Below are 26,853 nucleotides of genomic sequence, written 5' to 3' on the forward strand. Positions count from 1 at the left end.
ATCGCCGCCCTTTTCGTTCTCCGGCTTGGGTTTCGGCTTCGGTTCGAGGTTCTTCGGCGCGTCCGGCGGCTTGACCTTGCCGCCCTTGACGCCCTTCAACGCCTTCGCCGCGTCCTCGAACAGGACGCCCGCCTTCTTCAGCAGCGGCATCAGCGCCTTGAGCGCGGCGACCAGCTGCTTGGTGATCCGGGCCAGCTGCGCGGCGGTCTTGGCGACGGCGCCGACCACCTGCGGCAGCACCCACGCCATCCCGATCCCGGCGGTGAACAGCACCTGCAGCGCCCAGCTGATCAGGTGCCCGACGAGCTGCGCGATGATGTCGCGCACCAGCATCCGGACCGCCGCGACGACCTCGCCCGCGGTCTTCACCCCGGACGCCGCGCCCTCGGTGCCCTTCTGCGCCGCGCCGAGCAGATTCGCGACGTCCTTGGCGCGCTCGCGGTAGGCGTCGGCCGCTTCGCCGGTCCAGCTCCGCAGGTCCTTCTCGACGCAGGCGGTCAGGTCCTTGCCGATGCTCTCCAGCTCTTTGGCGACGTTCTGCCACGTCTCGGCCTGCGCCTTGATCTCGTCGGCCTTGCCGGTGAGCGCCTCCAGCGCCTCCTTCAGCGGCCCGACGTGCTCGATCAGCCAGCCGACGCCCGCGGCCAGGATCGACCCGAACGGATCCATCGCGGTCGACAGCACGTCCAGCGCGACCCCGACCGCCCCCATCGCGATCGACGCCCAGTCGCCGGATTCGATGCCGGACTTCACCATCTCGTCCGATTCGAGCAGCGTGATGCCCGAATACGCCTTGGTCGAGTCCTTCGTCTCCGCGATCAACGGGTTGCTCACCCGGACCACGCTATCCGCGGGCCCGCCGCCGCCTTCCGGCCTCGCCCGCTAGGCGCCCGTGCGTCCAGGAAACGGCTGGACGCACGGGCAAAGCTGTCCCGCGGCTCAGGCCTGCGGCGGCTGAGCCTGGTATTGCTGCTGCGGCGCCTGCGCGTACTGCTGCTGCGGAGCGGCCTGCTGCTGTTGCGGGGCCTGCTGTTGCGGGGCCTGCTGCTGCGGAGCCTGCTGGGCGCCGTCCGGGACCACGTACACCGCGGTGCCGTACGCGGCGATCTCGCTGGCCGTGCCGGCGATCTCGTTGCAGTCGAAGCGCAGCGCGAGCACGGCGTTGGCCCCGTGCTGCATGGCCTCCTGGCACAGCCGGAAAAGGGCTTCGTGGCGCGAGTCGGACAGCAGCTTCGTGAGGCCCTTGAGCTCGCCGCCTCCCATCGCCTTGAACCCGGAGCCGATGTTGGAGAACATGTTGCGGCTGCGGACGGTGAGCCCGAAAACCTCGCCGAACACGCGGACTACGCGGTACCCGGGCAGATCGTTCATCGTCGACAGCAGAATCGGGAACTGCTGCGGTGGCGCGGCTTGAGTCATGCGCGGATCGTATCCTCGGCGAGCCGCTCACGCTGTGATTCGCGCGGTCCAGTCCAGATGATGCCGGTATGCCCACCCTCGCTCTTCCCCGACGTCGCGGCCCGCGCTGGCCGCCACGAGCTTCTCGACCCGGGCGCGGCGCAGCCGGTCGTAGGCCGCGAACGCCGCGGGCGCGTCCGGCAGATCGCGCAGGCACTGGCCGAGCACCACCGCGTCTTCCAGCGCCATCGACGCGCCCTGCCCCGCCGCTGGGGACGCCGCGTGGGCGGCGTCGCCGACCAGCACCATCGACGGCGTCGACCACACGCGGGTGGTCGGCAGGTCGTAGGAATGGCCGCCGTGCACGTTGTCGCCGGTCGCGGCCACGATCGCGGCGCACGGCAGCGGATCGTCCGCGAACGCGGCGTGGGCGAACTCGCGCCAGCCTTCCGGGGTGACGGCGGCGATCTCGGCGCGCGTGCGCTCCTCGTCGGGGACGCGGGCGAACCAGTACGTCGCGCCGTCCGGGTCGGTGGTGTAGCCGAACGCGGCGCGGCTGCCGCGGAACATCCGGTAAATGCCGGGGGCCGCAGGAAGTCCTCCGGCGCGCGTGTAGCCGTAGACCACCGTCAGGCCGGTGAAGCGCGGCGGCTCGGCCTGGGGATCGATGAGCGTGCGGACGACGGAATGCAGGCCGTCCGCGCCGACGAGCACGTCGCCGGACGCGGTGGTGCCGTCCTGGAACGTCGCGGTGCCGCCGTCAGCGGCGGAGACCAACCGCTTGCCGTGGACGATCTCGATGCCCCGGCGTTGCGCTTCTCGTTGCAGCGCATGGTAAAGCGCGGCACGAGTGAGGGTGCGCGGGCCGTCGAGTTCGCGGTCGAACTCGTGCGCGCCGAGGGTGGTCCCGTCCGGGCCGACGAGTTCCATGCCGGTCGAGGCGAAGGACGCTTCGATCACCGGCCGGTCGGCGTCGATCGCGCGCAACGCGTTCATGCCGTTGTGCATCACGACGAGGAACGCGCCCGCGTCCGCTCCCCCGCTGGGGTGCGCTTCGTACACGACCGGCTCGTGCCCGGCGAGCCGCAGCGCCATCGCCGTGACCGTGCCCGCGACTCCGCCGCCGGCGATCAAAACCCGCATCGCGCCCCCTGGATACGACTGTGCCGCCGCCACCGTAGCGGGTGGCGGCGGCACCGGCCGGGGATCAGGCGCGCTGCGCGACCGCGAGCCGCACGCAGACGGCGAGGGCGCGGACGGCCTCCTCCACCTCGGGCAGCTCGGGGAAGGTCGGCGCGATGCGGATGACCGCGTCGGCCGGGTCGTTCCCGTGCGGGTGGGTGGCCCCGGCCGGGGTCAGCGCGACGCCCGCCTCCTTGGCCAGCCGCACGACCTCCTTCGCGGTGCCCTCGGGCACGGTCAGCGAGATGAAGTAGCCGCCGGTCGGCTTGGTCCAGGTCGCCAGGTCGCCCAGCTCCTCGGAGAGGATGCGGTCGACGGCGGCGAACTTGGGCGCGATCAGCTCGGCGTGCTTGCGCATCAGCGCGCGGACGCCGTCGGCGTCCTTGAGGAACAGCGCGTGGCGCAGCTGGTTGACCTTGTCCGGGCCGATGGTGCGCTTGCTGAGCACGCTCTGCCACCAGGCCAGGTTCGCCTCGGACGCGCCGAAGAACCCGACGCCGGCCCCGGCGAAGGTGATCTTCGAGGTGGAGCCGAACACGAACGCGCGGTCCGGGTTCCCGGCCTCGGCGCAGAGGGCGAGGATGTCGGCCAGCTCCGGCTCGTCGTCGGTGAGGTGGTGCACCGCGTAGGCGTTGTCCCAGACGATCCGGAAGTCCGGCGCGGCGGCAGGCATCGCGGCGAGCCGCCCGGCGACCTCGGCGCTGAAGGTGACGCCGGTCGGGTTGGAGTACTTCGGCACGCACCAGATGCCCTTGACCGCGGCGTCCTCGGCGACGAGCCGCTCGACCACGTCCATGTCCGGGCCGGTCTCGGTCATCGGCACCGGGATCAGCTCGATGCCGAACCGCTCGGCGAGCGCGAAGTGCCGGTCGTAGCCGGGCACCGGGCACAGCATCGCGATCCGGGGCTCGTCGGCCCAGCGGCGCTCTGCGCCTGGCAGGGTGCTCAGCATCGCCTGCGCGATGGTGTCGTGCATCAGCTCCAGGCTGGAGTTGCCCGCGGCGAACAGCTGGTCGACCGGCACCTGCAGCGCCTCGGCGAAGATGCGGCGCAGCTCCGGCAGCCCCTTGAGCCCGCCGTAGTTGCGGGTGTCGGTGCCGTCCTCGGCCCGGTACTGGCCGTTCGGCAGCGTCAGGAGATCCGCGGACAGGTCGAGCTGCCGGGGCGACGGCTTGCCGCGGGTGATGTCCAGGGACAGTCCGCGCTCGACCAGCGCGGCGTAGTCGCGACGGGCAGTGTCGACATCGACAGGAGCTGTGGTCATACCACCACGCTAAACCGCGCGCACAAGCCAGTTTGGGCGACCCCCGGCTCTCGTGGGCTAGCGTGGGGCCCGTGCGGTACCTGGTGCATGCCGAGCAGCGGCAGTTCTCCTTGCGGGACAAGGACGCCTGGCGTCCCGGCGACGGCGAGTGGACCGCCGAGGCGGTCGCGGAGCACCGCGTCGCGGTAGAGCCGTCGTCGCTCTCCGTGGCGACCGCGCGCTCCGATTGGGTCGAGGTCGACGTGTCGGCCGCCGCGGCGCCGCCGCCGGTGCGGCCGGACGCGTCCCACGTGGTGGAAGCCGATCTCGACGTCCCCGGCGGCGAGGCGACGCTGGCCGGTCCCGCCGGCTACGCCCGCCAGGAGCACCGGATCGCGGTCCCGCCCGGGCGGTACCGGGTCCGAGTGTCCTATGTGGAAAGCGGGCCGCCGGACGCGGACTGGCACGACCACGAGTTCGGCGAGCATTTCCGGTACGTGCTGGACCTGTGGCCGTCCGCCGAAGCCGCCCCGGTCGCGGTGCTGCGCCAGGGCCCCGGGGTCTGGGACGGCTGATATCCCGTTGGCGGCGGGCGGCCGCGGACGGCAGACTCGGCGGCATGCAGTGGATCACCACCGAGATCGGCGAAGAGTTCGTGCGCGGCGCGCTCGAACTGGAACGCACGCCGCAGGGGCTCCTGCCGCACCGGCTGACCGCACGGGCGCGGGCGCAGAACACCGACAGCAGGCTCGCGATGGCGGAGACCCAGCCGTCCGGCGTGCGCTTGGCGTTCCGCACCGAATCGACGGCGATCGAGCTGGACACGCACCGCACGAAGGTCGGCTACGCCGGCGTGCCGCCGCTGCCGGACGGCGTCTACGAGCTGGTGCTGAACGGGCGCCCGGCGGGCTCCGCGACGGTGTCCGGCGGCGACGAGCTGATCCTCGACATGATGACCGGCGAGGGCGAAACCCGCCCCGGCCCGTCCGGCACGGTCCGGTTCTCCGACCTGCCCGCCGGGGCCAAGGACGTCGAGATCTGGTTGCCGCACAACGAAACCACCCGGCTGGTCGCGTTGCGCACCACCGCCCCGGTCTCCCCGCCGCCGCCCGCGCGCCGGGTCTGGCTGCACCACGGCAGTTCGATCAGCCACGGCACCGGTGCGGCGGGCCCGTCGCAGACCTGGCCCGCGCTGGCCGCCGCGGCCGCCGGGGTGGACCTGGTCAACCTGGGCTTCAGCGGGAGCGCGCTGCTCGACCCGTTCACCGCGCGGGCCCTTCGCGACACTCCCGCCGACCTGCTCAGCGTGAAGCTGGGGATCAACGTGGTGAACGCCGATCTGATGCGGCTGCGCGCGTTCGGCCCGGCCGTGCACGGATTCCTGGACACGATCCGCGAGGGGCATCCGGACGTCCCGCTGGTCGTGGTTTCGCCGCTGCTCTGCCCGATCCACGAGGACACGCCGGGACCGGGCGCGCCGGACTTCAGCACCGGAACGCTCCGGTTCAAGGCGACCGGCGATCCGGCCTCGGTGGCGGAGGGAAAGCTGACCTTGAAGGTGATCCGGGAGGAGCTGGCCCGGATCGTCCGGGACCGGCAGGATCCGGCACTGCGTTACGTGGACGGGCTTTCCCTGTACGGGGAAGAGGATTTCGCCGCGCACCCGCTGCCGGACGCGCTGCATCCGGACGCGGCGACGCACCGGCTGGTCGGCGAGCGGTTCGCGAAGCAGGTCTTCGGGGACGGCGGCCCGTTCGCGGAGTGAGGCTCGTGGCCTCAGGCCCAGCCTGAGGCCACGATCGTTCAGCTCGCGAACCGGCGGGCGAACTCCGCCATCCCGGTCGGGCGGATGTCCGGGTAACGGCCGTTGTCCAGCGGACGCAGCTTCGCCTTCCCGGTGACCATCGCCCAGATATACTGCAGCGCAACGTAATCCGTCGGCCCGGCCGCGGCTGCCTTGCGCCGCTCGATCTCCGCCGCCAGCTCTTCCGTGCCGCCGAGGCGCCGCAGCGCCAGGCTCCGCCCGGAACCGCGCTCCAACGCCGCGTGGAACTCCTTCATGGACAACACGTCACCGGCCACCCGGACCGGTCCGGAGACGTCCGCGTCCAGCGCCACCGCGGCGGTGTAGGCCGCGGTGTCCGCGACGGTGGTGAAGTCGCACGGCTCGTCGCCGTCGCCCCAGTAGCTGAACGTTCCCTTCTCCCAGTCCACGATTTCGAGGAACGGCGCGGTCATCACCTCGTGAAACGCGCCGTTGAGCACGGACGTCACCTGCACCCCGGCGCCGGCGAACGCTTCGTGCGCCTTCCGCCGGTCGTCGAGAAAGACGTTGTCCCCGTCGTCGAGCCGGAACAGGTCGACCGCGAAATCCGACGGGATCAGCCGGGACACTCCCGCCTTCTCCGCGGCGCGCAGCAGGGCGAGCTGCCCGTCCACGACGACGTCCGGGCCGCCCTGCACCGCGGAGACGACCACGTCCACGCCGTCCAGCGCGCGGTCGGGCCGCTCGAGCGTGCCCTGGACGATTTCCGCGCCCCGTTCCTTCAGCGTCCGCGCCGTCTCGGCCCCCGCGCTCTCCGGCCGGACCAGCGCCCGCACCTGCGCGCCGCGCCGCAGCAGGCTCGCCGCGATCTCGCTGCCCAGCATTCCCGTGGCCCCCGCGACCAGCACCTTCGTCACTTGTCATTCCTCCTGGATCACTGCTGCTTGACTTCGGCGATCGCGACGCTAATCCTTGAAACCGATTACAAGGTCAAGTCATCGGAGCCAGGTCACATGCGCATCGGGGAACTGTCCAAGCGGACCGGCGTCGACGAGCAGCTGCTGCGGTACTACGAAAAACAGGGCCTCCTGCACCCGGCCCGCACCCCGAACGGCTACCGGGAGTACGCCGAGGCCGACGTCAGCGCGGTGCGCCGGATCCGGGAGCTGCTCGCCGCGGGCCTGCCCACCGCGACGATCGCCGAGATCGGCTCGTGCGTCCGGGACGAACCGCTGACGCCCGCCTGCGACGGAGTGCTCGAACGGCTGCGCGGCGAGCGCGACCGCATCGACGCGGCGCTGGCCCGCCTCCAGTCGTCCCGCGCGGCGCTGGACACAGTGATCCAGCGCCGGACCGCGACCTGACGGCCCCGGCTGCTAACTTCCGCCCATGGCGGACCACACTCTCCAGCAGCTGCTCACCAGCGCCGACAGCGGCGTCCTCCTGTTCGGCATCACCCCGCCCCGCCTGAGCACCTCGCCGGAGCGGATCCAGGAGATCACCGCCGCCACGCTGGCCAGGCTCGCCTCGCTGGACGTCGACGGGCTCGCCCTCTACGACATCGACGACGAGAGCGACCGCAATCCCGAGGAACGGCCGTTCCCGTACCTGCCGACCCTCGATCCGGCCGTCTACCACGCGGACTATCTCACCGAGTGGGACCGTCCCGCGGTCATCTACCGCTGCGTCGGCAAGTACCCCGGCGACGAACTGCGGGACTGGCTGCGGACCGCCGACACCGACCGCGTGCTGTCCGTCTTCGTCGGCGCGTCCTCGCAGGGCAAGGAGGTGCACACCCGGCTGTCCGAGGCGCACGCGCTGCGCCGGGAAGTGCGCCCGGACCTGCTGCTCGGCGGCGTCGCCATCACCGAACGCCCGGACGAACACCTCCGGCTGATCGCGAAGCAGCGGGCCGGCTGCGTGTACTTCATCTCGCAGGTGATCTACAGCGCCGACGCGGCCAAGAGCATGGTCTCGGACTACTTCTACACCTGCCGCGAGCAGGGACTCGACCCCAAACCGGTCCTCTTCACCCTCTCGGTCTGCGGTTCGGCGAAAACGCTGGCATTCCTGAAGTGGCTCGGCGTCCACGTCCCGCGCTGGCTGGAAAACTCGCTTCGGCACGCGGACGACACCCTGGCCGAGTCGTACGAGCAGTGCCTGGCGAACGCCCGGGAACTGGCCGGGTTCTGCCGCAAGCTCGGTATGCCGTTCGGGTTTCTCGTGGAGATCGAGGCTTCGGTGGCTCTCGCGCGCGAGGTGAGCGGGTTGCTCGGCCGGACGGCTACAGCGGATCCAGCGCGGTGATCTTCCACTGCCCATCAGTCCGATGCGCAGTCACCGACAACTGCCCCACCCCCGACCGAGGCGCACCACCCCCGGGCAGAATCGTCTGCTGGTCAAGAAAAAGCAGCAAACTCGCGTCATCGCCCCGCAACGAGCGAACCCCGATCGCACGCACCGTCGTCGTCCGCACCAGCTTCTCGTTCTCCGCCCGCTGCCGAGCCGCGGCGAACTGGCTTTGGTACTGCCCCACCGCCGGACCGGTCAGCACATCGGCCGCAGCGCGGGCGGTGCGGTCCAAATTCGCGTAGTCGTAAGAAAAAACCGCCTTCACCGCGGCGCTCACCTGCTCAGTGACCTGCGCCGTCGCCGCCGGGTCGACCATCGCCTCGTCGTCCTCGGGCTGCAGCAGCGACGCCTGCACCCCGAACCACACCGCGCACGCCAGCGCGACCGCGGCCACGGCAGCGGTGATCGTCCGGCGGTTCACGAGCCCACCGCCTGCACGCCGCCGATCTTCCACGTGTCGCCGTCTCGGGCGAAGTCCACGGCGAGCCGCGCTTGTTTCGCCGAAGGCACGCCGTCGCCAGTGCTCACGCGGACGTTCAGCACCGCGATCAACCGGGCCGTTCCCTCCGCAGGGTTCAGGTCGGTGACCGCGGCTTGCACCAGCGAAGCCGTCGACACGGTTTTGGTCCGTTTCGCCCGGTCGATCTGCAGCTGCCGGTCGCCGGAAAGGTCTTTGCCGTACTGGCCGGTCGTCGCGGCGATCCAGCGGTCCACGTCGACCGCGCTCGTGCGGTAGTCGATCGTGTTCAGCGTGACCAGCTGAGTGCTCGCGGCGGCCAGCACGGCGTCCCGGGCCCGGCCGCGGGCCAGGCTGTCGTCGTGCGCCGCGCTCCACCACGACCAGCCGAACCACGCGGCGGCCAGCACCGCGACCGCGGCGAGCGCGGTCAGCACCCGCTCGTTCCGGAAGATGCCCGCAGCCATCACGAACCGCCCAGCAACGCCCCGAGCCCGCCCTTCAACGGCGCGGTCAGCTGCCCCAGCAGGCCCGGCAACTGCTGCTGCGAACCCTGGTCCGAAGGCGCGGAAGCCTTGGGCGCGGCCGGAATCGCGGGCGGCTTCCCCGCATAAGGCGCGTTTTGCGCACCCCGCACCTCCGTCGGGCTGCCCGGCGGCTCCGCGCAGTAGGCGTTCATGTTGACCGGCGCGTCGCTCGTGTCGTTGGCCGGACGCTGTTTCGTGCCCTCATACCCCTTCGTGCACGAATGCGGATCGAAGAAGTTGAACACCACGCCCAGATGCCCGGTCCCGTCCGGCGAGGTCGTCGGCGAGAACGCCGAGATCACCGGATACGCCACCAGCAGTTCCTCGATCGCGTCCTTCCGCATCGAGGTGACCTGCGCGGTGGTGAGCGAGTTCGCGAACAAAACCCCGAGGTCGGTCCCGGAAGTCGCGAGCACGTCGCTGATCTGGCGGCTCAGCTGCGGAGCCTCGTCGATCACCTTGCGGAGAGCCGGATCCGACGACTTCAGCTGCCCGGCGATCGTCTTCAATCCGGACGCGAACGCCGTGATGTTCTGCGCCTGCCGCTCCTGCGTCGCGAAAACCGTGCGCGAATTCGCCAGCAGCCCCTGCGTGTCCGGCACGTACTGGGCGGCCGTCGCGGTGAGCGAACTGGTGCTGTCCAGCAGTTTCTGCAGCTGCGGCCCGGATCCGGCGAACGCGTCGTACGTCTCGTCCACCACGGTCTTCAACGACTCCGGATGAACGCTCGCGACGAGGCCGTCGAGATGCGTCAGCACGGAATCCGGTGTCGCGGGCAGCGACGTGCGGTCCTGCGCGATCACCGCGCCGTCCTCCAGGTACGGTCCGGATTCGCGGTCCGGCAGCAGGTCCACGAACTGCTCCCCGACCGCCGACCGGTTCGCCACCTGCGCGTGCAGCGCGGACGGGATGTCCGGGCCGCCGGAGTCGATGTCGAGCCGGACGTCGATGCCGTGCGGCGTGAGCGTCATCGCCCCGACCCGGCCGACCGTCACCCCGCGGTAGGCGACCTCGGAGTTCACGAAAACCCCGCCGGAATCGGGCAATTTGAGCGTCACGTGATATCCGCGGTTGCCGAAAATCCGGTCGAGACCGGCATAACGGCCGCCCGCGTACGTCACCGACACGACAGCGATCACGAAGAACACCAGCAGCTGGATCCGGGTTTTGCGCGTGTTCATCAGCCGCCTCCCACCAGACCGCCGAGCAGACCGCCCAAGACCCCGCCGTACCCCGGTTTCGCTCCGCCCGTGGACGGCGTGTTCGGCAGCGGCAACGGCAGCTGCGGCATCCCCTGCCCGGCAGCGGGCGGAGCACCGCCCGGCGACGCGGGGACCGAAGGCGTCGGCAGCTGGAACGGCGGCTGCGACGAGTTCGTGAAGTTCTGCACCAGCTTGTCGAGATCGAGGTTGATCCGCGCGTCGACGTTCGCGTAGTCGCCCTTGATCACGTTGCCCGCGTAGTCCGGGAACGGGTAGGTGAGCAGGATCCGCAGCGCGTTCGGCAGGTCCTTGCCCGCCGCGCTGAGCTGGCGCAGCGTCGGCTCCAGCGCCTTGAGGTTCGCGACGAGCTGGTCCCGGCTGCGGTTCACCGTGTCCACCGCGACGCCGGACAGCTTGTTCAGCGCGTTCAGCATCCCCACCAGCTGGTCGCGCTGGTCGGCGACGATCTTCAGCCCCGGCGCGAGTTTGTCCAGCGCGGTGGCGAGGTTCTGCTTCTGCCCGGCGAGCGTGGTGGACAGCTTGTCCAGCCCGTCGATCGCCCGCAGGATCTCGCCCTTGTGCCCGTCGAGCTGGGTGGCGAGTTCGTCCACTCGGGACAGCAGCGCGCGCATCTGCGGTTCGTTGCCCGACAGCGCGTCGTTGAGTTCGCGGCTGATGTTCTGCAGCTGGTCGACGCCGCCGCCGTTGAGCAGCAACGACAACGCGCCCAGCACCTCTTCGATCTCCGGATTGCGGTTCGTGCGGCCGAGCGGGATCTGCGCCCCGTCGGCGAGCTTGCCCGCGGGCTTCTCCGCGGTCGGCGCGCTCAGCTGCACGAACTTCTCGCCGAGCAGACTGGACTGGCGCAGCTCGGCCCGCGCGTTCGCGGGCAGCTGGACGTCGCCGTTGACCGTCATCGACACGAGCGCGGACCGGGTGTCCGGCGTGAGCGCGATCCGGTCGATCCGGCCGACCGCGACGTCGTTCACCTTCACGTTCGCCTGCGGCACCAGGTCCAGCACGTCGGTGAACAACGCGGTGACGTGATAGGGATGGTCGCCGACGTCCGGGCCGCCGGGCAGCGGCGTCGAGTACAGGCCGTTGAACCCGCCGTCGCTGCATCCGGCGAGCACCAGCACCCCGGCGAGCACGCCCGCCAGCCGTTTGCGGAGGCGGTTCACTTGGCGCCTCCGGGTTTCTGCGTCAGCACATCCACGAGCGGCAGCGGCAACGGCGGCAGCTGGCCGTTCTGCAACGAGTTCAGCGCCTGCGGAATCGACGGCAGCTTCAGCGTGCCGTCGAGCACCGGCGCGAGCTTCTTGCAGATGGTTCCGAGCGTGTCCGGCAGCGGCTTCGGCGTGCCCGCGCTGATCAGCCGGCAGACGGTGAGGATCGGCGGGTTGGTGATCTCGTTCAGGTTGTCGCGCACCGCGATCGTGCCGGACGCCGCGTCGTAGGTGTTGATGAAGTTCGTCGCCCCGGTCGGCGCGATGTCGAGCACCTCGGCGAGCGCGGCCCGCTGGTCCACCAGCACCTTGGTCAGCGACGCCAGTTTGGCCACATTGGACGAAAGCCCGTTCTTGTTGTCCGCCACGAACTGTTTCACGTCCTGCAGTGACGTGGACAGCGATTCGAGCGCGGCCCCGACGTCGTGCGAATCGTCGGCGAGGAAGCCGCTGACGTCCGCGAGCCGCTGGTAGAACTCGTTCAGCTGACTGTCGCTTTGGGACAGTGCGGAGGTGAAGGAGTTCAGGTTCTTCACCGTGGAGAACAGGTCGTCCTTCGAATCGTCGAGCGTGCCGGCCAGTTCGGCGAGCCGGGTGACGGTCGAGTTCAGGTCCTTGCCGTTGCCCTTCAGGTTGGCCGCGGCGGTGTCCAGCAGATCGGAGAACGCGCCGTTCTTGTTGGCCCCGTTGGGTCCGAGCGCGGTGGACAGCTTGTCGAGGCTCGCGTAGAGGTCGTCCAGTTCGACCGGCGTCGCGGTCTTGTCGCGCGCCAGCACGGTTCCGCTCGCGAGCGTCGGGCCGCTGTCGTACGCCGGAGTCAGCTGGACGTAGCGGTCGCTCACCAAACTCGGCGAGACGACGACCGCGCCGACGTCCTTCGGGATCGGCACGTCGTCGTTCACCTTCATGTCCACGCGCACCGCTTGGCCTTCCGGCGTCACCGCGGTGACCTCGCCGACCGCCACGCCGAGCACCCGCACCGACGATCCGGCGTACAGGCCGACGGTTTTCCCGAAATACGCCGAAAGTTTTATGCCGCCAGTGTCGCGCAGGACCAGGTAGATCCCCGCGGTGAGCAAAAGCGCGGCCACGCAAGCGAAGGAGAGCCAGGTGAGCAGGCTCCGTCCCGCTTTGGTTTCGACAGTCATGACGCCTCCGCGGGAAAAAGTACGTCGGCGGTAGTCATCGTCCACCCACCCCCTGATCAGGCGCGGAGATCGGCGGCGTGCAGCCCTCCGGGTTGATCGACAGCCCGCCCACCGTGATCGTCGGCGGCAGCAGACCGCACAGGTACCCCTCGAACCAGCGCCCGTTGCCGGTCGCGTTCGCGCCGACCCGGGCGAACGGAGCCATCAGCTGCAGGCTCCGGTCGAGGTTGCCCTGGTTGCGCTGCAACACATCGGTCACCTTCCCGAGCGCGGCGAGCGTCGGCCCCAGCTGCGTGCGGTTGTCCGCGACGAGCCCGGACAGCTGCTTCGAGATCTCCTGCGTGCCCTTGAGCAGCGTGCTGATCTGTTCCCGGCGCTGCTGCAGTTCGGTCAGCAGCAGATTCCCGTCGCTGATCACCTGCTGCAGCTGCGCGTTCCGGTCGGACAGCGTCTTCGAGATCTTGCTCGTGTTGGCCAGCAATGTATGCAGATCGGCGTCGCGCGAGGACACCGTCTTCGACAACGCCGACAGCCCGGACAGCGTGTCCTTCAAGTACTTCGGACTGTCCTTGAGGGAATCCGACAGCACGGTGAAGCTCTGCGCGAGCTGCTTCGTGTCGATGTCGCCGACCGTGGTGGACAGCTGGTTGAACGCGTCCTGCAGCTGGAACGGCGTCCGCGTGCGCTGCACCGGGATCGTGTCGCCGGGCGCCTGCGTGCCGCCGCCCTTCGGGTCCAGCGCGAGGTACTTCTCCCCCAGCAGCGTTTTGATCTCGATCGACGCCGTAGACGCGTCGCCGACCCGCACGCCCTTCACCCGGAACTTCACGAGCACCTGCTTGTGCCCCAGTTCCACCGAGGTCACCTGCCCGACCTTGACGCCGGCCACCTGCACCTCGTTGTCCGGCGCGAGCCCGGCGGACTCGGCGAACGCCGCGGTGTAGGTGGTGCCGTTGCCGAACATCGGGATGCTGTCGGAAAAGTACGTCACCGCGGTCACCAGCACGATGAGCACGAGCGTCACCGCGCCGACGCCGGCCTGGTTGCGGTCTTTGAGTCGTTTCACGGGCCACACCTCGGCGCGCGTTCGGTGCCGGGGACCGGGACGATCGGCAGCGTCACGTCCAGCGAGGAAATGCCGATGGTGCCTTCGATCCCGCACAGGTAGTAGTTGAACCAGCTGCCGTAGCTCAGGGTCCGGGTGAACTTCTCCAGGTTGCCCGGCAGCACCCGCAGCAGGTGCTCGATGAGCGGCTGCGAATCGTTGAGGTTGTTCGCCAGCTTCCCGAGCTGGGTCACGTCTTGCTGCACGACCGGCCGCGCGTCGGCGAGCAGGCCCGCGGTCGCGTTGGTGAGGTCGCCGAGCGCGCCCACCGCGTCGCCGATCGGCTTGCGCTGCTGCGCCAGCCCGCTCACCAGCCGCTGCGTCTGGTCGACGAGGTCGCCGAGCTGCGGGCCGCGCGCGTTGACCGTGCTGAGCACCTGGTTGAGGTTGTCGATGACCTGCCCGATCACCTTGTCCTTGCCCGCGATCGACGTCGTGATCGACGCGGTGTGCGACAGCAGGCTGGTGATCGTGCCGCCCTCGCCCTGGAACACCTGCACGATCTCGGCGGAGAGCTGGTTGACCTCCTTCGGGTCCAGCGCCTTGAACAGCGGCTTGAACCCGTTGAACAGCACGGTCAGGTTCAGCGCCGGTTTCGTCCGCTCCGGCGGGATGGTGTCGCCGGGAGACAGCGTGTCGCCGCCGCTGACGTCGGTGCCGAGCGAGAGGTAGCGCTGGCCGACGAGGTTGCGGTACTTGATGGTCGCGGTGGCGAGCGAGGGCAGCTTGTACGCGGACTCGACGAGGAACCGCACCTCGGCGTAGTTCTGCTCGCCCTGGTCGACCGCGATCGTCTCGACCTGGCCGACCTTCACGCCGGAGATCCGCACGTCGTCGCCGGCTTGCAGGCCGGACGCGTCGGTGAACTTCGCGACGTAGGACGCGGTGCTGCCGAAGTTCGTGTTCGCGATCGTGGTGGCGAGGATCCCGGTGAGCAGCACGGTGACCACGGCGAAGATGCCGATCTTGACCAGCGCGGGAACGAACGACCTCATTTCAGCTCCACCTCCGCCCCGCGGTACAGCGGCCCGACCAGCAGCGACGACCAGCCCGGCACCTGGTCCGGCGTCGTGTTCAGCGTCGGCGAGGCCAGCAGGTCGAGCAGTTTCTGCTCGTCGGCCGACCCGACGATGCTCGGCGCGCCGCCGGTCGACCCGGACCCGCCGGGCAGCGGGCCGTTGGTGAAATCGCTGGGCAGCGTGCCGTCCGGATCGTGCGGCGGCGCGGGCTTGGTCGCCCCGTCCTTCACCGCGCCGTCCGGCGGATACTGCGGCCAGCGGCCGGGTTTCGGCACCTGCGGATAGCAGCGCGGGCCGCGCTTGTCGTCGTACTTCGGCTCGTCGACGCCGGGCAGGTACTTGCCGCGGCTCGCCGAGAACTCGATCGTCACGCGGCTGACCTCCGGATGCGCGGTGCCCTTGCCGAACGCCAGCTCCGCGTTCGGCACCGTCCCGGCCAGCTGCTTGAACAGGCACGGGTATTCCGGCGCGTACTTCGCGAGCACGTCGAGCGTGGGCTGCACGGCGGTGGTGAGGCGGATGATGTTGTCCTTGTTGACTTCCAGGAAGCGCGTCAGGTCGGTGGCGGTGCCGGTCACCGAGGCGTACAGATCGGTCAGGCCGCGCTGTTTCTCCACCACGGTCTGCGTCGTCGTGGTGAGGTCCGCCAGCGCCTGCAGCGCGTCCGGAGCGGCCTTGTCGTAGATGCCGGAAACGTTGGCCAGCCCGGTGATGTCGGCCTTGAGATCGGGCAGCGACGGGTTGAGCTTGCCGAGGTAGTCCGACAGCTGGGTCAGCGTCTCGCCGAGCTTCTTTCCGCGTCCGTCGAGCGCGGTGGACACGGCGTTGAGCGTGCTGGACAGCTTTTCCGGCTGCACGGCCTGCAGCAGCGGCATGACGTGGTTGAGCACCTGCTCCAGCTCGATCGCGGTGCTGCTGCGGTCCTGCGGGATGACGTCGCCCGCCTTGATCGGCCGCTGCGGCCGCTCGGGCAGCTGAAGCGCGACATAGCGTTCGCCGAACAGGGTTTTCGGCAGCAGCCGCGCCGAAACGTTCGACGGGATCACGTCGGTCTTGTCCGGCTGCAACGCCAGTTCCAGCTCCGCGTGGTCGCCGACCGGCCGCACGTCGCGGATCTCGCCGACGAGCATGCCGCGCACCTTCACGTCGCCGCCGACGCGCAGCTGGCTGCCGACGTGGTCGGTCTCCAGCTTCACCAGCGTGACCGGCGTGAACACCTTGCGGTACGCGGCGATCGTCGTGGTGAAGAACAACGCCGCCACGACCAGGAACACCAGCCCCAGCAGCTGGTACTGGAGCCGTTTGCGCAACTCTCGACGGGTACTCATCCGGATATCCGCACTGTCGTGTTCGCGCCCCAGATCGCGAGGCTCAGGAAGAAGTCCAGCACCGAGATCAGCACGATCGACGTGCGCACCGCGCGGCCGACCGCGACGCCCACCCCGGCCGGCCCGCCGGACGCGGTATAGCCGTAGTAGCAATGGGAAAGGATCACCAGCACGCTGAACACGATCACCTTGGCGAACGACCACAGCACGTCCTCCGGCGGGAGGAACAGCGTGAAGTAATGGTCGTACGTGCCCGCGGACTGGCCGTAGAGCCAGATGGTGATCTGCCGGGACGCGAGGTAGGAGGAGAGCAGGCCCACCGCGTACAGCGGGATCACCGCGGTGACCCCGGCGAGCACGCGCGTGGTGACCAGGTACGGCATGCTCGGCACGGCCATCACTTCGAGCGCGTCGATCTCCTCGGAGATCCGCATCGCGCCGAGCTGCGCGGTGAACCCGCAGCCGACGGTGGCCGACAGCGCGAGCCCGGCCGACAGCGGAGCGACCTCGCGGGTGTTGAAGTAAGCCGAAATGAACCCGGTGAGCGCGGCGGTGCCGAGCTGGTTCAGCGCGGAATACCCCTGCAGGCCCACGATCAGGCCGGTGAACAGCGTCATGCCGATCATCACGCCGAGCGTTCCGCCGATCACCGCGAGCCCGCCGGTGCCGAAGCAGACCTCGGTGAGCAGCCGGGTGGTTTCGCGGCCGTAGCGGCGGATCGTGCGCGGCGACCAGGCCAAGGCCCGGCCGTAGAACGACAGCTGTTTCCCGAGTCCTTCGAGACTCGCGCCGGGGCGCGCGATGATCTCCAGCGTCCGGTCGGACGTGCGCGGCTGCTCGATCGGTTCGGCGGTCATGTCACAGCGCCTTCGGGGGCACGACTTTGAGGTACACGGCGGTCAGCACGACGTTGATCAGGAACAGCAGCAGGAAGGTGATCACCACCGCCTGGTTCACCGCGTCGCCGACGCCCTTCGGCCCGCCCGCCGGGTTCAGCCCGCGGAACGCGGCGACCACGCCCGCGACGAAGCCGTACAGGAACGCCTTGATTTCGCTGATCCAGAGGTCCGGCACCTGCGCGAGCGCGTTGAAGCTGGCCAGGTACGCGCCGGGCGTGCCGCCTTGCAGGACCACGTTGAAGAAGTAGCCGCCGAGCACGCCGACGACGCTGACCAGGCCGTTGAGCAGCACCGACACCACGATCGCGGCGAGCACCCTCGGCACCACGATGCGCTGGATCGGGTTCACCCCGAGCACTTCCATCGCGTCGATTTCCTCGCGGATCTTCCGCGCGCCGATATCGGCACAGACCGCGCTTCCCCCGGCCCCGGCGACCAGCAGCGCGGTGATCAGCGGGCTCGCCTGCTGCACGATGGCGAGCGCGCTGGCCGCGCCGGTGAAGGACTGCGCGCCGATCTGCGTGGTCAGCGATCCGAGCTGCAGCGCGATGACCGCGCCGAACGGGATCGCGACCAGCGCCGTCGGCAGAATGGTCACGCTCGCGAAGAACCAGCACTGCTGGATCCATTCGCGGAACTGGAACGGACGCTTGAAGATCGCCCGCAGGACCTCCCAGGACAGCGTGGCGAGCCGGCCGACCTGGGTCAGCGCCGCGGTGCCCGGGAGAGTGACCGAGCCGCTTCCGCCCACCGCACCTCCCAGTAAGTCACCCCCGAGTCTTGCCCATCCCCGCCCGCCGATTTCGGTTAGCGGTGTTCACTCCCGTCCCTCCGGCCCCCAGCCGTCACCCTAGGCGCACGAGCACCGTTCACATCCGTCCATGCCCCCGCCGCCGCCCTCAGCGGAGGAGCTTCGCTCCGCAATCACAATTTCAGCGCGTGCGTCGCGGTGGCCCCGCCGTCGGCGACGAACTCGGCACCGGTGCAGTACGAACTCTCCTCGCTGCCGAGGAACACCAGCAGCGGCGCGATCTCGTCGGCGCGGCCCACCCGGCCGAGCGCGACCTTCTTGCCGACCCAGGACACGTCCACGTCCGCGCCCGCCGCGTCGGACACCATTTTCGTGTCGATCATCCCCGGATGCACCGAGTTGACCCGGATCCCGCGCGGGCCCAGCTCCAGCGCGGCGACCTTGGTCATCCCGCGGATCGCGAACTTGGTCGCGGTGTAGGCGACGAGGAACGGCATCCCGGCCAGACCCTCCACAGAGGACACGTTGACGATGGAGCCGCCGCCGGCCCCGGCCATGGGTTCAACGACCGAGCGCATGCCGAGGAACGCCCCGATCTGGTTGATCCGCACGACGCGTTCGTACTCGGCGAGCGGCGTCTTCGCGAGTTCCGAAAAGTACAGCACCCCGGCGTTATTGACCAGCACCGTCGGCGGCCCGAACTCGGCGATCGTGGTCTCGACCGCCGCGGTCCACCCGTCCTCGTCGCTCACGTCGAGATGGCAGAACACCGCCGCGTCGCCGAGTTCCGCGGCGAGCGCCTTGCCTTCGTCGTCGAGGACGTCGGCGATCACCACCTTCGCGCCTTGCGCGACGAACGCTCGCGCGGCGGCCGCGCCCTGTCCGCGGGCCGCGCCGGTGATGAGGGCGACCTTGCCGGACAGCCGGTGCTCAGTCATGCGTCCTCCGGTTCAAGGCAGCGAAAGCAGGTCGGTCGCGGCGAACATCCGCTCCGGGTCGCGATCGGCGAAGTGCGCGCCGACGGTCGCGGCGAGTTCACCCGTGGTCCAGGCTCCGTTCGCGGTGTCGAACCGCTCCTCGACCGACGGCGGTTTCAGCAACGCGACCATGCCGCCGTGCACCACGAAAACCTGGCCGTTGATCGCGTCCGCCTCCGGGGAAGCGAGGAATGCGACAAACGGAGCAACGTGCTCGACGGACAACGGATCCAGTCCGTCCTTGGGTGCTTCGCCGAAGACATCCGCGGTCATCGCGGTGCGGGCGCGCGGGCAGATCGTGTTGGCGCGCACGCCGTACTTCGCCAGCCCGCGCGCCGCGGACACGGTGAGCGCCGCGATCCCGGCCTTGGCCGCCGAGTAGTTGGGCTGTCCGGGAGAACCGACCAGGAACGCCTCGGACGCGGTGTTCACCAGCCTGCCGTACACCGGCTTTCCCTCCATTTTGGAGCGATCGCGCCAGTACGCGGCGGCGTTGCGGGACAGCAGGAAATGCCCGCGCAGGTGCACCGCGATGACCTTGTCCCAGTCCTCGTCGGACATCGAGAACAGCATCCGGTCGCGGAGCACGCCCGCGTTGTTCACGACGATGTCGAGGCTGCCGAAGTGGTCCACCGCGGCCGACAGCAGCTCCTTCGCGGTCTCGGAGGCCGAGACGTCCCCGGCCACCGCGAGCGCTTTACCGCCGTGCCGTTCGATCTCGGCCACGACGTCCTTCGCCTCGCCGATGTCGTTGACCACGACGGACGCGCCTTCGCGGGCCAGCGCGAGCGCCTCGGCCCGGCCGAGCCCCGCTCCGGCCCCGGTGACGACAGCGACCTTGCCCTCGAGCGTCATCGAACCGCTCCAACCCCGTCGCCGTACGTGTTCCCTGCGGTCGGTTCCACCCGCGAGCCTCCTCGTCGAAGCCTGCCTGTCGCTGCCCAGACTAGAATCTGTTCTCGTATTGAGCAAGCCCCGATCAATCGGTTGTGAACAGGGCGTTTTTCGGGCAGTTGGTGACCGCTTGCGAAACACGTTCTACTTCTTCGTCCGGCACCGGTCCGATCACCAGGTTCTCGTCGTCGTCGAGATCGAAGACCTCCGGCGCGAACCCCACGCAGACCGCGTTCGCCTCGCACAGCGACCGGTCGACACTGACCTCCATGCTTCCTCCCGTCCGCCACTCCTGGTACAACTAGAACAGGTTCTAGCTTACCGCCGGGGCCCGGTACGACACCACAACGAGACCGGCGGGGTGGAGGTGACGGGTGCGGATCGACTACACGCCGCGGCAGCGGGCACTGGCTGCCGAGCTGCGGGAGTACTTCGCCGAACTGATGACGCCGGCGCGGCGCGAAAGCCTCGCCGCGCCGGGCGGCGAGTACGGCGACGGCTTGGCGTACAAGGAAATCGTGCGGCAGCTCGGCAAGGACGGCTGGCTCGCGCTCGGCTGGCCGCGCGAGTACGGCGGCCAGGACCGGAGCATGCTCGACCAGCTGATTTTCACCGACGAGGCGGCGGTCGCCGGGGTGCCGGTGCCGTTCCTGACGGTGAACACGATCGGCCCGACGATCATGCGCTTCGGCACCCCGGACCAGAAGGCGTTCTACCTGCCGAAGATCGCCGCGGGCGAGCTGCATTTCTCGATCGGCTACTCCGAACCGGGCGCGGGCACCGACCTCGCCTCGCTGCGCACGCGGGCGGTCCGCGACGGCGACGAGTACGTGGTCAACGGCCAGAAAATGTGGACCAGCCTGATCGAGTACGCCGACTACGTGTGGCTCGCCGCGCGCACCGATCCGGAGGCGCGCAAGCACAAGGGCCTGTCCATCCTGATCGTGCCGACCTCCGCGCCGGGGTTCTCCTGGACGAAGGTGCACACCGTGGCCGGGCCCGGCACCAGCGCGACCTACTACGACGACATTCGCGTGCCGGTCACGTCGCGGGTCGCCGAGGAGAACGCGGGCTGGCCGCTGATCACCAACCAGCTCAACCACGAACGCGTCGCGCTCACCTCGGCCGCGCCGGTGCGGAAAGCGCTGGCCGACGTCGTGGAATGGGCCCGCGCGGAGTCGCTGACCGACCGCGAATGGGTCCGCACGCACCTCGCGCGCGTGCACGCTTATGCCGAGTACCTGAAGCTGCGGAACTGGAAGATCGCCTGGGCCGCCGCGGCCAGCGAACTGGGCCCGGCCGAGGCGTCGGCGACCAAGGTGTACGGCACCGAGATGGCGATCGAGGCGTACCGGCTGCTGATGGAGGTGGTCGGCGCGGCCGCCGTGGTGCGCGACGGGTCCCCCGGCGCGGTGCTCGCGGGACGGCTGGAACGGCTGCACCGTTCGGCGTTGATCCTCACTTTCGGCGGCGGCACCAACGAGGTGCAGCGCGACATCGTCGCCGCCACCGCCCTCGGCCAGCCCGTGACGCGTTGACAACCCGGCCAAAAGGCGGCCGACCCCTATGCGGCACGTAACCGTAGCCACGAAAGCCATTCGGCCGTGGCCGGGTTGTTCCTAATCGGCACTGTTAAGGAGTTCTCCCGGTGGACTTCTCTCTCACCGAAGCACAAACCGACCTCTCCGCGCTGACCCGGCGCATTCTCGCCGACCAGGTCACCGCGGAATCCCTTGGCCCGCACGGATCCGGCGGCTTTGACGCTCCACTGTGGACTACCCTGGCCCGCTCCGGCATCCTCGACGCGGCCCTGCCCGCGACGGTCGGCGGCGGCGGTTTCGGCTTGCTGGAACAGTGTTCAGTCCTGATCGAGATCGGCCGCGCGGTCGCTCCGGTGCCGTATCTGTCGTCCGTCGTCCAAGCTGGCTCGGTGCTCACCGATCCTCTGTTGGCCGAGCGCTGGCTGCTGCCGGTTTCGCGCGGTAAAGCCGTCCTCGCGGTCGCTTTGGGCGGCTCCTTCGTCGCTTCGGCCGGACGCCTCACCGGTACGCAGACCGCGGTCCCCTTCGCCGCCTTCGCAGACGCCTTGCTCGTCGAAGCCAACGACGGCGTGTACATCGTCGAGAAAGACGCGGACGGGGTCTCTATCGAAGCGCAGTCCACCATTGACCATGCAGACGCTGGATTGGTGACGCTGTCCGACACTCCCGGCGTCGCCCTCGGCGATGTCGGCGAACAGCTGCGCCTTCGCGGCACTCTCGGCGCTTGCGCACAACAGTTGGGCGTGCTGGAGCGCGCGCTTGAACTGACGGCCGCGTACACGCGTGAACGCAAGCAGTTCGACAAGGTGCTGGGCAGCTTCCAAGCCGTCCGACACCGGCTCGCCGACGCGTACATCGACGTCGAAGCCGTACGCCTGACGCTGTGGCAGGCAGCCTGGAAGCTCTCCGAAGGCCTTCCCGCCGCCGAAGACGTCGCCACCGCGAAGTTCTGGGCCGCCGAAGCCGGGCACCGCGTCGCACACACCGCGGTGCACCTGCACGGCGGCGTCGGCATCGACGTCGAACACCCCGTGCACCGCTACTTCGCCGCCGCGAAGCGCCTGGAGTTCACCAGCGGCGGCGCGACGGAGCAACTGCTGGACCTCGGCGAACTGGTGGTCAGTCCAACGGCGTGATGTGCCGCAGCCGACGCGGTCCGGTATCCGGCCGCGTCGGCGGTGCGCCCACCACCAGCCGCGCGTTGGCGACGAACGCGCCGTCCGGCGACGCGAGGATCGGATCCAACGCCAGCGACCGCACCTCGGGGTTGTCCTCCGCGAGCGCCGCGACGCGCAACACCATGTCCTGCAACGCCGCGAGGTCCGCGGGCTCGTCACCGCGATACCCGGTCAGCAACGGCGACGTACGGGGTTCACGGATCAGAGTCGCCGCGTCAACGTCCGTCAACGGCACCGCCCGGTACGCGCGATCGCCGAGCAGCGTGCTCACCAACCCGGACAGCCCGAACGACACCAGCGTGCCGAACGACGGATCGTCCTGCAGCCCGATTGCGCACGACAGCCCCTTCGGTGCCATCTGTTGCACGTACACGTCTTCGTCGCCAGACACCGCGCACAAGTCCCGGTACGCGACCCGTACGGACTCGTCGGACATCAGGTCAAGCCGTACGCCCGCGAAGTCCGGCCGCCCGCGCAACCGCTCGTCGACCGCCTTCAATGTGACCGGATAGCCAAGCTCCGCCGCCGCAGCCACAGCCTGGTCTTCGCTGGACGCCACCCGGAACGGCACCACATCCACGCCGTAACAGCTGAGCAACCGCACCACGTCGTCGTCCGACAGCAGCGTCGAACTGCCGTCCTCCGGCAACAACTCGCGCACGATCTCCTGCGCCTGCTCCACATGCAGACCGCCAGGCCGCACTAACGTCCCCTGCGGCCGCTGCCGCCACGCCGCGTACCGGACGACGCGCGCCAACGCGTTCACCGCACGCTCCGGGCTCGAATACGACGGAATCGACCCACGCGTCGGCACACCGTCGTCGGACAGCACCGCCAACTCGTCCGGCACGCCTTCCGCAGCAAGGAACGTCGAGACGATCGGCTTCGACTGCTTCATCTCCGACACCGCTTCGCGCAACGCTCGCGCGTACGCAGCCCCAGGAATCGCCACCGGCGGCGCAAACACCGCTATCAACGCGTCGGTATCCGGAGAATCCAACGCCTCGCGCACCGCTCGCGCGAACTCGTCCGGCCCAGCCTGCGGCCCGATATCGACCGGATCGAACGCCAGCCGCAACCCCTCCGCGCGAGCGGTGTCCGCGGCCAGCAACCCGATCGCACTGGAGTTCCCGACGATCCCGATCCGCGGTCCGGCGGGCAACGGCTGGTGCGCGAACACGAGCGCCGTGTCGAACAACTGCGCCAGCGACTCGACCCGCACAACGCCAGCCTGCTCGAACAACGCCTGCACACTGGCCTCGTCGACCTCCGCCGACGTCGCCGCGAGCTGCGGCCGCACCGCATGCCGCCCCGACTTCACCGCGACGATCGGCTTCGACCGCGCCAACCGGCGCGCCAGCCGCGCGAACTTGCGCGGGTTGCCGAACGACTCCAGATACAGCAACACCAGATCGGTGTCCGGATCGGTCTTCCAATACTGCAGCAGATCGTTGCCGGACACGTCCGCCCGGTTGCCCGCCGACACGAACGTCGACAACCCGAGCCCGCGCGACCCCGCGTCGGCGAGAATCGCCGTCCCCAGCGCACCGGACTGACAAAAGAACCCGGTCCGCCCCCGCTTCGGCAACCGCGGCGCGAGCGTCGCGTTGAGCCGAACGTCCTTGGCGGTGTTCAGCACCCCCAACGCATTCGGCCCGACCACCCGCATCCCGTGCGCCCGCGCCTCGCCGACCAGCCGCAACTCCGCGTGCAACCCAAGCGGCCCCGATTCGGCGAACCCGCCGGACACGATCACCAGCGTCTTGACGCCCTTGGCCAAACACGCGTCCAGCACCGACTCAACGGCCTCGGCGGGCACTGCCACCAACGCCAGATCAACCGGATCCGGAATGTCCAGGACGGACGGATACGCCCGCACCCCGCGAACCGACCGATGCTCCGGATTGACCGGATAGACGGCCCCCGCGAAATCCGCCGCGAGCAGGTTCGCGAACGCCACGTGCCCGACCTTGGTGGGATCCGCGGACGCCCCGATCACCGCCACGGTCTCCGGATGGAGCAAATTGTGCACACTCCGCGCCTCGGCCGCCTGCTCCCGGGACCGGGCAACCGCGAGCGATTCCTCGGTAGGGTCGATGTCGAACTCGAGATGCAACACGCCTTCCTCGATCGCGCGGCTGACCTGATAGCCCGCGTCACGGAACACGCGCACCATCGCCGCGTTCTCGCTCAACACCTCGGCGACAAACCGCCGCAACCCACACTCTGATGCCGCCGCAGCGAGATGCTCCAGCAGAATCGACCCAAGCCCACGCCCCTGATGCTTGTCGTCGACAACGAACGCGACCTCCGCCGAAGGCCCTTGGTCGAGCCGCTCGTAACGCCCCACCGCAACCACGTCGTCCCCCAACAAGGCGACAAACGCAACCCGATCGTGGTGGTCCACAGTGGAAAACCGCTCAAGATCCCGCGGCGGAATGCGCGGGTAAGCGCCGAAGTAGCGGAAGTAACGCGTGCGGTCCGACAGCCTGCTGTGCAAGGCGACAAGCCCGTCGGCGTCACTGGGAACGACGGGTCGCAAGTGGACAGTGCCGCCGTCGGAGAGGACTACGTCGGCTTCCCAATCGCGGGGGTAGTCGTAGGGATCGCGCTTCCCGTCAGCGGCGGGGTGTTCTGGGGTGGCGCCTTTCTCCGCTTCGCCACTCGCGGCGGGCCGGTGCCCCTCCCCGCTTCCGCCCGCTGCCGGATCCGCCGAAGACTTGCCGGAAGCCGCACTGCGCCCCGCCGCGTCTGGGTCACCGGTTCCGAACTCGCTGGACATCGCATCGCCTCCCGCGACGGGAAATTCCCTTGCCGAAGCATGCCGTTCTGAAGCCGCGCGCCCCCTCGCCGCCGGGTTCGCCGCTGAAACCCCGCCGGACGCACTCGGCTCGCCGCCCGACGCGGATCTGCCTGACGAGCCGGTTCCTCCGTGCCTGCCATCGGCACCCGAACCCCGTGCTCCGGCGGAAGCACTCGGCCCCGACATTCCGACCGCGCCAAGCCCACCCTTCGGATAACCGGACTCCCGCCCAGAAACACCACCAGAATCCGGAGCAGCGGTTCCGTACCTGCCCTCAGCACCGGAACCCCGTGCTCCGGCGGAAGCATCACCCGGCTCCGGCGTTCCAACCGCGCCAGACCCTCCCGCGCGGTAACGGGCGTCGCGGCCGGGGTTAGAAGCATCGGTTCCGCCGGATGCGCCCGTGGTGCGGGCGTCGGGAGCGGGGTCTCCCGCACCGGGGTCGCCGGTCGCGGGGTGGCTCGGGTGGTCGGGCATGGTCAGTCCCTCGGATCGTCCGGGTCGAGGCCGTGCAGCGGGAAGATCGCTCGGCGGGTGTCGCGGATCGCGATGTCCACCGGGTCGTCCGCGTCGTCGCCCCACGGTTTGAAGGCGGTGTCCTCGCCGTCGGTCATCGCGGCGGGGAGGTCGGCGGCCGGGGCGGCGCGCTGGACCGTCGAGACCCAGCCGGGCGGCAGCGGCGTTTCCGGCGGGACGTCGCGGTCCAGCACGGTCGCCATCAGGTGCGTCCACGAGCGCGGCACCACGCGGATCAGCTGGTATCCCCCGCCGCCGACGGCCAGCCAGCGGCCGTTCGCGTAGCGTTCGGCCAGGTCGCGCAGCGTGGAGTAGATGGTGCGGTGTCCGTCGACCGACAGCGACATGTCCGCCATCGGGTCTTCCTCGTGCGAGTCGACCCCGCACTGCGTGACCAGCAGCTGCGGCTCGAACTCCCGCAGCACAGCCGGAACCACCGCGTCGAACGCCCGCAGCCATCCGGGGTCCCGCGTGTGCGGCGGCAGCGGGATGTTCACCGCCGTGCCGGCTGCCTTGCCCTTGCCGACCTCGGCGGAGTAGCCGGTCCCGGGCCAGAGCGTGAACGGGTGCTGGTGCATGGAAACGGTTAGCACGCGAGGGTCGTCGTAAAACGCGGCTTGGACGCCGTCGCCGTGGTGCACGTCGGTGTCGACGTACGCGATGCGGTCGAAGCCGTGGTCGAGCAGCCATGAGATGGCGATCGCGCAGTCGTTGTAAATGCAGAAACCGGAGGCGTGATCCCGCATCGCGTGGTGCAGCCCGCCCGCGATGTTGACTGCCCGCCGCACCTCGCCGCCGGCGATCTTGCGCGCGGCGAGCAACGTCGAGCCGACGACCAGCGCGGTCGCGTCGTGCATCCCGGGGAACACGGGGTTGTCGTCGGTCCCGAGCCCGTGCCCGACGTCCCACCCGACATCCGGAGCTTCCCGCACCGCGGCCAGGTACTCGGGAGCGTGCACGCGCAGCAGCTCCTCGTCACCCGCGGCGGTGGGCACGAGCAGTTCGACGTCGTCGAGCACGCCCAGCTCAGCGGCCAGCCGCACGGTGAGGTCGAGCCGGACGGGGTTGAACGGATGCTGCCCGCCCAGGTCGTACTTCAGCAGCGACGGATCCCAGACAACTGCAGGCGACGACATGCACCGCACTGTACTTCCCCGCCACGCCCCGAGCCGGGTTCCGCGGCGGGGAAGTCACTCGGCCGCATGCCGCTTCACCGCCACCCACCGAGCCGGGTTCCGCAGCGAGGAAGCGACTCGAACGTCACTTGCCGCCGCGTCTCCGGGCCGCATTCCGCCAGCAGGGAAGCCACCCAGCCACACGTCGCTCGAACCGCCGCACCCCA

25 protein-coding genes are annotated in these 26,853 nt (G+C 69.6%); 6 read left to right on the forward strand and 19 right to left on the reverse strand.

What is annotated here, in order from left to right; genetic code table 11:
• Nucleotides 1-939: 939 nt before the first annotated feature.
• The 3 genes from F9C11_RS37495 to F9C11_RS37505 form a co-directional block, all read right to left on the reverse strand.
• Nucleotides 940-1,419: a YbjQ family protein gene (locus F9C11_RS37495; protein WP_409182081.1), complete on the reverse strand. Its 480-nt coding sequence runs from the start codon at nucleotides 1,417-1,419 to the stop codon at nucleotides 940-942.
• 27 nt (nucleotides 1,420-1,446) lie between these two features.
• Nucleotides 1,447-2,541 carry an FAD-dependent monooxygenase gene (locus F9C11_RS37500; RefSeq protein ID WP_409182082.1) on the reverse strand — a complete coding sequence of 365 codons (1,095 nt, stop codon included), beginning with the start codon at nucleotides 2,539-2,541 and terminating at the stop codon, nucleotides 1,447-1,449.
• 64 nt (nucleotides 2,542-2,605) lie between these two features.
• Nucleotides 2,606-3,844, reverse strand: coding sequence for an aminotransferase class I/II-fold pyridoxal phosphate-dependent enzyme (locus F9C11_RS37505; RefSeq protein WP_409182083.1), 1,239 nt, complete (start codon nucleotides 3,842-3,844; stop codon nucleotides 2,606-2,608).
• Nucleotides 3,845-3,915: 71 nt separating this feature from the next.
• Here F9C11_RS37505 and F9C11_RS37510 point away from each other — a divergent pair, with 71 nt between their 5' ends.
• Complete coding sequence (locus tag F9C11_RS37510) at nucleotides 3,916-4,398, forward strand: hypothetical protein (RefSeq protein ID WP_409182084.1); 483 nt, start codon at nucleotides 3,916-3,918, stop codon at nucleotides 4,396-4,398.
• A 44-nt stretch (nucleotides 4,399-4,442) separates the two neighbouring features.
• Nucleotides 4,443-5,588, forward strand: a complete 1,146-nt coding sequence (locus tag F9C11_RS37515) for a GDSL-type esterase/lipase family protein (protein WP_409182085.1) — start codon at nucleotides 4,443-4,445, stop codon at nucleotides 5,586-5,588.
• 38 nt (nucleotides 5,589-5,626) lie between these two features.
• On the opposite strand, the gene F9C11_RS37520 is transcribed toward F9C11_RS37515, so the two are convergent.
• Nucleotides 5,627-6,505, reverse strand: coding sequence for an NmrA family NAD(P)-binding protein (locus tag F9C11_RS37520; protein ID WP_409182087.1), 879 nt, complete (start codon nucleotides 6,503-6,505; stop codon nucleotides 5,627-5,629).
• A gap of 96 nt (nucleotides 6,506-6,601) precedes the next feature.
• Between F9C11_RS37520 and F9C11_RS37525 the strand changes: the two genes are divergently transcribed.
• Together F9C11_RS37525 and F9C11_RS37530 are read left to right on the forward strand one after the other, a co-directional pair.
• Nucleotides 6,602-6,952 (forward strand): MerR family transcriptional regulator, encoded by a 351-nt coding sequence (locus tag F9C11_RS37525; protein WP_409182088.1) that lies wholly within the window; start codon nucleotides 6,602-6,604, stop codon nucleotides 6,950-6,952.
• A gap of 25 nt (nucleotides 6,953-6,977) precedes the next feature.
• Nucleotides 6,978-7,895 (forward strand): methylenetetrahydrofolate reductase, encoded by a 918-nt coding sequence (locus tag F9C11_RS37530; RefSeq protein ID WP_409182089.1) that lies wholly within the window; start codon nucleotides 6,978-6,980, stop codon nucleotides 7,893-7,895.
• On the opposite strand, the gene F9C11_RS37535 is transcribed toward F9C11_RS37530, so the two are convergent.
• The 13 genes from F9C11_RS37535 to F9C11_RS37595 all read right to left on the reverse strand — a co-directional run bounded on the left by F9C11_RS37535 (nucleotide 7,873) and on the right by F9C11_RS37595 (nucleotide 19,744).
• A complete protein-coding gene (locus F9C11_RS37535) occupies nucleotides 7,873-8,361 on the reverse strand; it encodes a hypothetical protein (RefSeq protein WP_409182090.1) in 489 nt (162 codons plus the stop codon). The genes F9C11_RS37530 and F9C11_RS37535 overlap by 23 nt on opposite strands.
• A complete protein-coding gene (locus F9C11_RS37540) occupies nucleotides 8,358-8,864 on the reverse strand; it encodes a hypothetical protein (protein WP_409182091.1) in 507 nt (168 codons plus the stop codon). The genes F9C11_RS37535 and F9C11_RS37540 overlap by 4 nt, the downstream gene beginning before the upstream one ends.
• Nucleotides 8,864-10,105 (reverse strand): MCE family protein, encoded by a 1,242-nt coding sequence (locus tag F9C11_RS37545; RefSeq protein ID WP_409182092.1) that lies wholly within the window; start codon nucleotides 10,103-10,105, stop codon nucleotides 8,864-8,866. Before F9C11_RS37545 ends, F9C11_RS37540 begins: the two co-directional genes overlap by 1 nt.
• The gene (locus F9C11_RS37550) at nucleotides 10,105-11,307 is read right to left on the reverse strand and encodes an MCE family protein (protein ID WP_409182093.1); all 1,203 of its coding nucleotides are present in this window, start codon (nucleotides 11,305-11,307) and stop codon (nucleotides 10,105-10,107) included. The genes F9C11_RS37545 and F9C11_RS37550 overlap by 1 nt, the downstream gene beginning before the upstream one ends.
• The gene (locus F9C11_RS37555) at nucleotides 11,304-12,500 is read right to left on the reverse strand and encodes an MCE family protein (protein ID WP_409182094.1); all 1,197 of its coding nucleotides are present in this window, start codon (nucleotides 12,498-12,500) and stop codon (nucleotides 11,304-11,306) included. The genes F9C11_RS37550 and F9C11_RS37555 overlap by 4 nt, the downstream gene beginning before the upstream one ends.
• A 34-nt stretch (nucleotides 12,501-12,534) precedes the next feature.
• Nucleotides 12,535-13,566 carry an MlaD family protein gene (locus F9C11_RS37560; RefSeq protein WP_409182095.1) on the reverse strand — a complete coding sequence of 344 codons (1,032 nt, stop codon included), beginning with the start codon at nucleotides 13,564-13,566 and terminating at the stop codon, nucleotides 12,535-12,537.
• Nucleotides 13,563-14,600, reverse strand: coding sequence for an MCE family protein (locus tag F9C11_RS37565; protein WP_409182096.1), 1,038 nt, complete (start codon nucleotides 14,598-14,600; stop codon nucleotides 13,563-13,565). The genes F9C11_RS37560 and F9C11_RS37565 overlap by 4 nt, the downstream gene beginning before the upstream one ends.
• On the reverse strand, nucleotides 14,597-15,952 hold the full coding sequence (locus tag F9C11_RS37570; protein ID WP_409182097.1) for an MCE family protein: 1,356 nt from the start codon (nucleotides 15,950-15,952) through the stop codon (nucleotides 14,597-14,599). The genes F9C11_RS37565 and F9C11_RS37570 overlap by 4 nt, the downstream gene beginning before the upstream one ends.
• Nucleotides 15,949-16,809: an MlaE family ABC transporter permease gene (locus tag F9C11_RS37575; protein WP_409182098.1), complete on the reverse strand. Its 861-nt coding sequence runs from the start codon at nucleotides 16,807-16,809 to the stop codon at nucleotides 15,949-15,951. Before F9C11_RS37575 ends, F9C11_RS37570 begins: the two co-directional genes overlap by 4 nt.
• 1 nt (nucleotide 16,810) lies before the next feature.
• The gene (locus F9C11_RS37580) at nucleotides 16,811-17,602 is read right to left on the reverse strand and encodes an ABC transporter permease (RefSeq protein ID WP_344267887.1); all 792 of its coding nucleotides are present in this window, start codon (nucleotides 17,600-17,602) and stop codon (nucleotides 16,811-16,813) included.
• 173 nt (nucleotides 17,603-17,775) lie between these two features.
• Nucleotides 17,776-18,540: a glucose 1-dehydrogenase gene (locus tag F9C11_RS37585; protein ID WP_409182100.1), complete on the reverse strand. Its 765-nt coding sequence runs from the start codon at nucleotides 18,538-18,540 to the stop codon at nucleotides 17,776-17,778.
• Between the two features lie 12 nt (nucleotides 18,541-18,552).
• Nucleotides 18,553-19,434 carry a 3-oxoacyl-ACP reductase gene (locus F9C11_RS37590; RefSeq protein ID WP_409182101.1) on the reverse strand — a complete coding sequence of 294 codons (882 nt, stop codon included), beginning with the start codon at nucleotides 19,432-19,434 and terminating at the stop codon, nucleotides 18,553-18,555.
• A gap of 124 nt (nucleotides 19,435-19,558) precedes the next feature.
• Nucleotides 19,559-19,744, reverse strand: a complete 186-nt coding sequence (locus tag F9C11_RS37595) for a ferredoxin (protein WP_409182102.1) — start codon at nucleotides 19,742-19,744, stop codon at nucleotides 19,559-19,561.
• A 103-nt stretch (nucleotides 19,745-19,847) separates the two neighbouring features.
• On the opposite strand from F9C11_RS37595, the gene F9C11_RS37600 reads away from it, so the two are divergent.
• Both F9C11_RS37600 and F9C11_RS37605 read left to right on the forward strand, forming a co-directional pair.
• Nucleotides 19,848-21,011 carry an acyl-CoA dehydrogenase family protein gene (locus F9C11_RS37600; RefSeq protein ID WP_409182103.1) on the forward strand — a complete coding sequence of 388 codons (1,164 nt, stop codon included), beginning with the start codon at nucleotides 19,848-19,850 and terminating at the stop codon, nucleotides 21,009-21,011.
• Between the two features lie 110 nt (nucleotides 21,012-21,121).
• A complete protein-coding gene (locus F9C11_RS37605) occupies nucleotides 21,122-22,150 on the forward strand; it encodes an acyl-CoA dehydrogenase family protein (RefSeq protein WP_409182104.1) in 1,029 nt (342 codons plus the stop codon).
• Here the strand turns inward: F9C11_RS37605 and F9C11_RS37610 are convergent.
• Both F9C11_RS37610 and F9C11_RS37615 read right to left on the reverse strand, forming a co-directional pair.
• Nucleotides 22,134-24,974 (reverse strand): GNAT family N-acetyltransferase, encoded by a 2,841-nt coding sequence (locus tag F9C11_RS37610; protein WP_409182105.1) that lies wholly within the window; start codon nucleotides 24,972-24,974, stop codon nucleotides 22,134-22,136. The two genes, F9C11_RS37605 and F9C11_RS37610, sit on opposite strands and share 17 nt — an antisense overlap.
• A gap of 500 nt (nucleotides 24,975-25,474) precedes the next feature.
• On the reverse strand, nucleotides 25,475-26,647 hold the full coding sequence (locus tag F9C11_RS37615; protein ID WP_409182106.1) for an acetoin utilization protein AcuC: 1,173 nt from the start codon (nucleotides 26,645-26,647) through the stop codon (nucleotides 25,475-25,477).
• Nucleotides 26,648-26,853: the final 206 nt, after the last annotated feature.

It is taken from the genome of Amycolatopsis sp. VS8301801F10 (genome assembly GCF_046195355.1).
GTDB lineage: Bacteria > Actinomycetota > Actinomycetes > Mycobacteriales > Pseudonocardiaceae > Amycolatopsis.

Bases quoted from the DNA above. Each gene is read 5' to 3' on its own strand.
- F9C11_RS37595 (WP_409182102.1), bottom strand. From the start codon at position 19,744: ATGGAGGTCAGTGTCGACCGGTCGCTGTGCGAGGCGAACGCGGTCTGC.
- F9C11_RS37545 (WP_409182092.1), bottom strand. From the start codon at position 10,105: ATGAACACGCGCAAAACCCGGATCCAGCTGCTGGTGTTCTTCGTGATC.
- F9C11_RS37495 (WP_409182081.1), bottom strand. From the start codon at position 1,419: ATGACTCAAGCCGCGCCACCGCAGCAGTTCCCGATTCTGCTGTCGACG.
- F9C11_RS37525 (WP_409182088.1), top strand. From the start codon at position 6,602: ATGCGCATCGGGGAACTGTCCAAGCGGACCGGCGTCGACGAGCAGCTG.
- F9C11_RS37500 (WP_409182082.1), bottom strand. From the start codon at position 2,541: ATGCGGGTTTTGATCGCCGGCGGCGGAGTCGCGGGCACGGTCACGGCG.
- F9C11_RS37530 (WP_409182089.1), top strand. From the start codon at position 6,978: ATGGCGGACCACACTCTCCAGCAGCTGCTCACCAGCGCCGACAGCGGC.
- F9C11_RS37570 (WP_409182097.1), bottom strand. From the start codon at position 15,952: ATGAGTACCCGTCGAGAGTTGCGCAAACGGCTCCAGTACCAGCTGCTG.
- F9C11_RS37555 (WP_409182094.1), bottom strand. From the start codon at position 12,500: ATGACTGTCGAAACCAAAGCGGGACGGAGCCTGCTCACCTGGCTCTCC.
- F9C11_RS37515 (WP_409182085.1), top strand. From the start codon at position 4,443: ATGCAGTGGATCACCACCGAGATCGGCGAAGAGTTCGTGCGCGGCGCG.
- F9C11_RS37505 (WP_409182083.1), bottom strand. From the start codon at position 3,844: ATGACCACAGCTCCTGTCGATGTCGACACTGCCCGTCGCGACTACGCC.
- F9C11_RS37585 (WP_409182100.1), bottom strand. From the start codon at position 18,540: ATGACTGAGCACCGGCTGTCCGGCAAGGTCGCCCTCATCACCGGCGCG.
- F9C11_RS37615 (WP_409182106.1), bottom strand. From the start codon at position 26,647: ATGTCGTCGCCTGCAGTTGTCTGGGATCCGTCGCTGCTGAAGTACGAC.
- F9C11_RS37610 (WP_409182105.1), bottom strand. From the start codon at position 24,974: ATGTCCAGCGAGTTCGGAACCGGTGACCCAGACGCGGCGGGGCGCAGT.
- F9C11_RS37575 (WP_409182098.1), bottom strand. From the start codon at position 16,809: ATGACCGCCGAACCGATCGAGCAGCCGCGCACGTCCGACCGGACGCTG.
- F9C11_RS37540 (WP_409182091.1), bottom strand. From the start codon at position 8,864: ATGGCTGCGGGCATCTTCCGGAACGAGCGGGTGCTGACCGCGCTCGCC.
- F9C11_RS37565 (WP_409182096.1), bottom strand. From the start codon at position 14,600: ATGAGGTCGTTCGTTCCCGCGCTGGTCAAGATCGGCATCTTCGCCGTG.
- F9C11_RS37590 (WP_409182101.1), bottom strand. From the start codon at position 19,434: ATGACGCTCGAGGGCAAGGTCGCTGTCGTCACCGGGGCCGGAGCGGGG.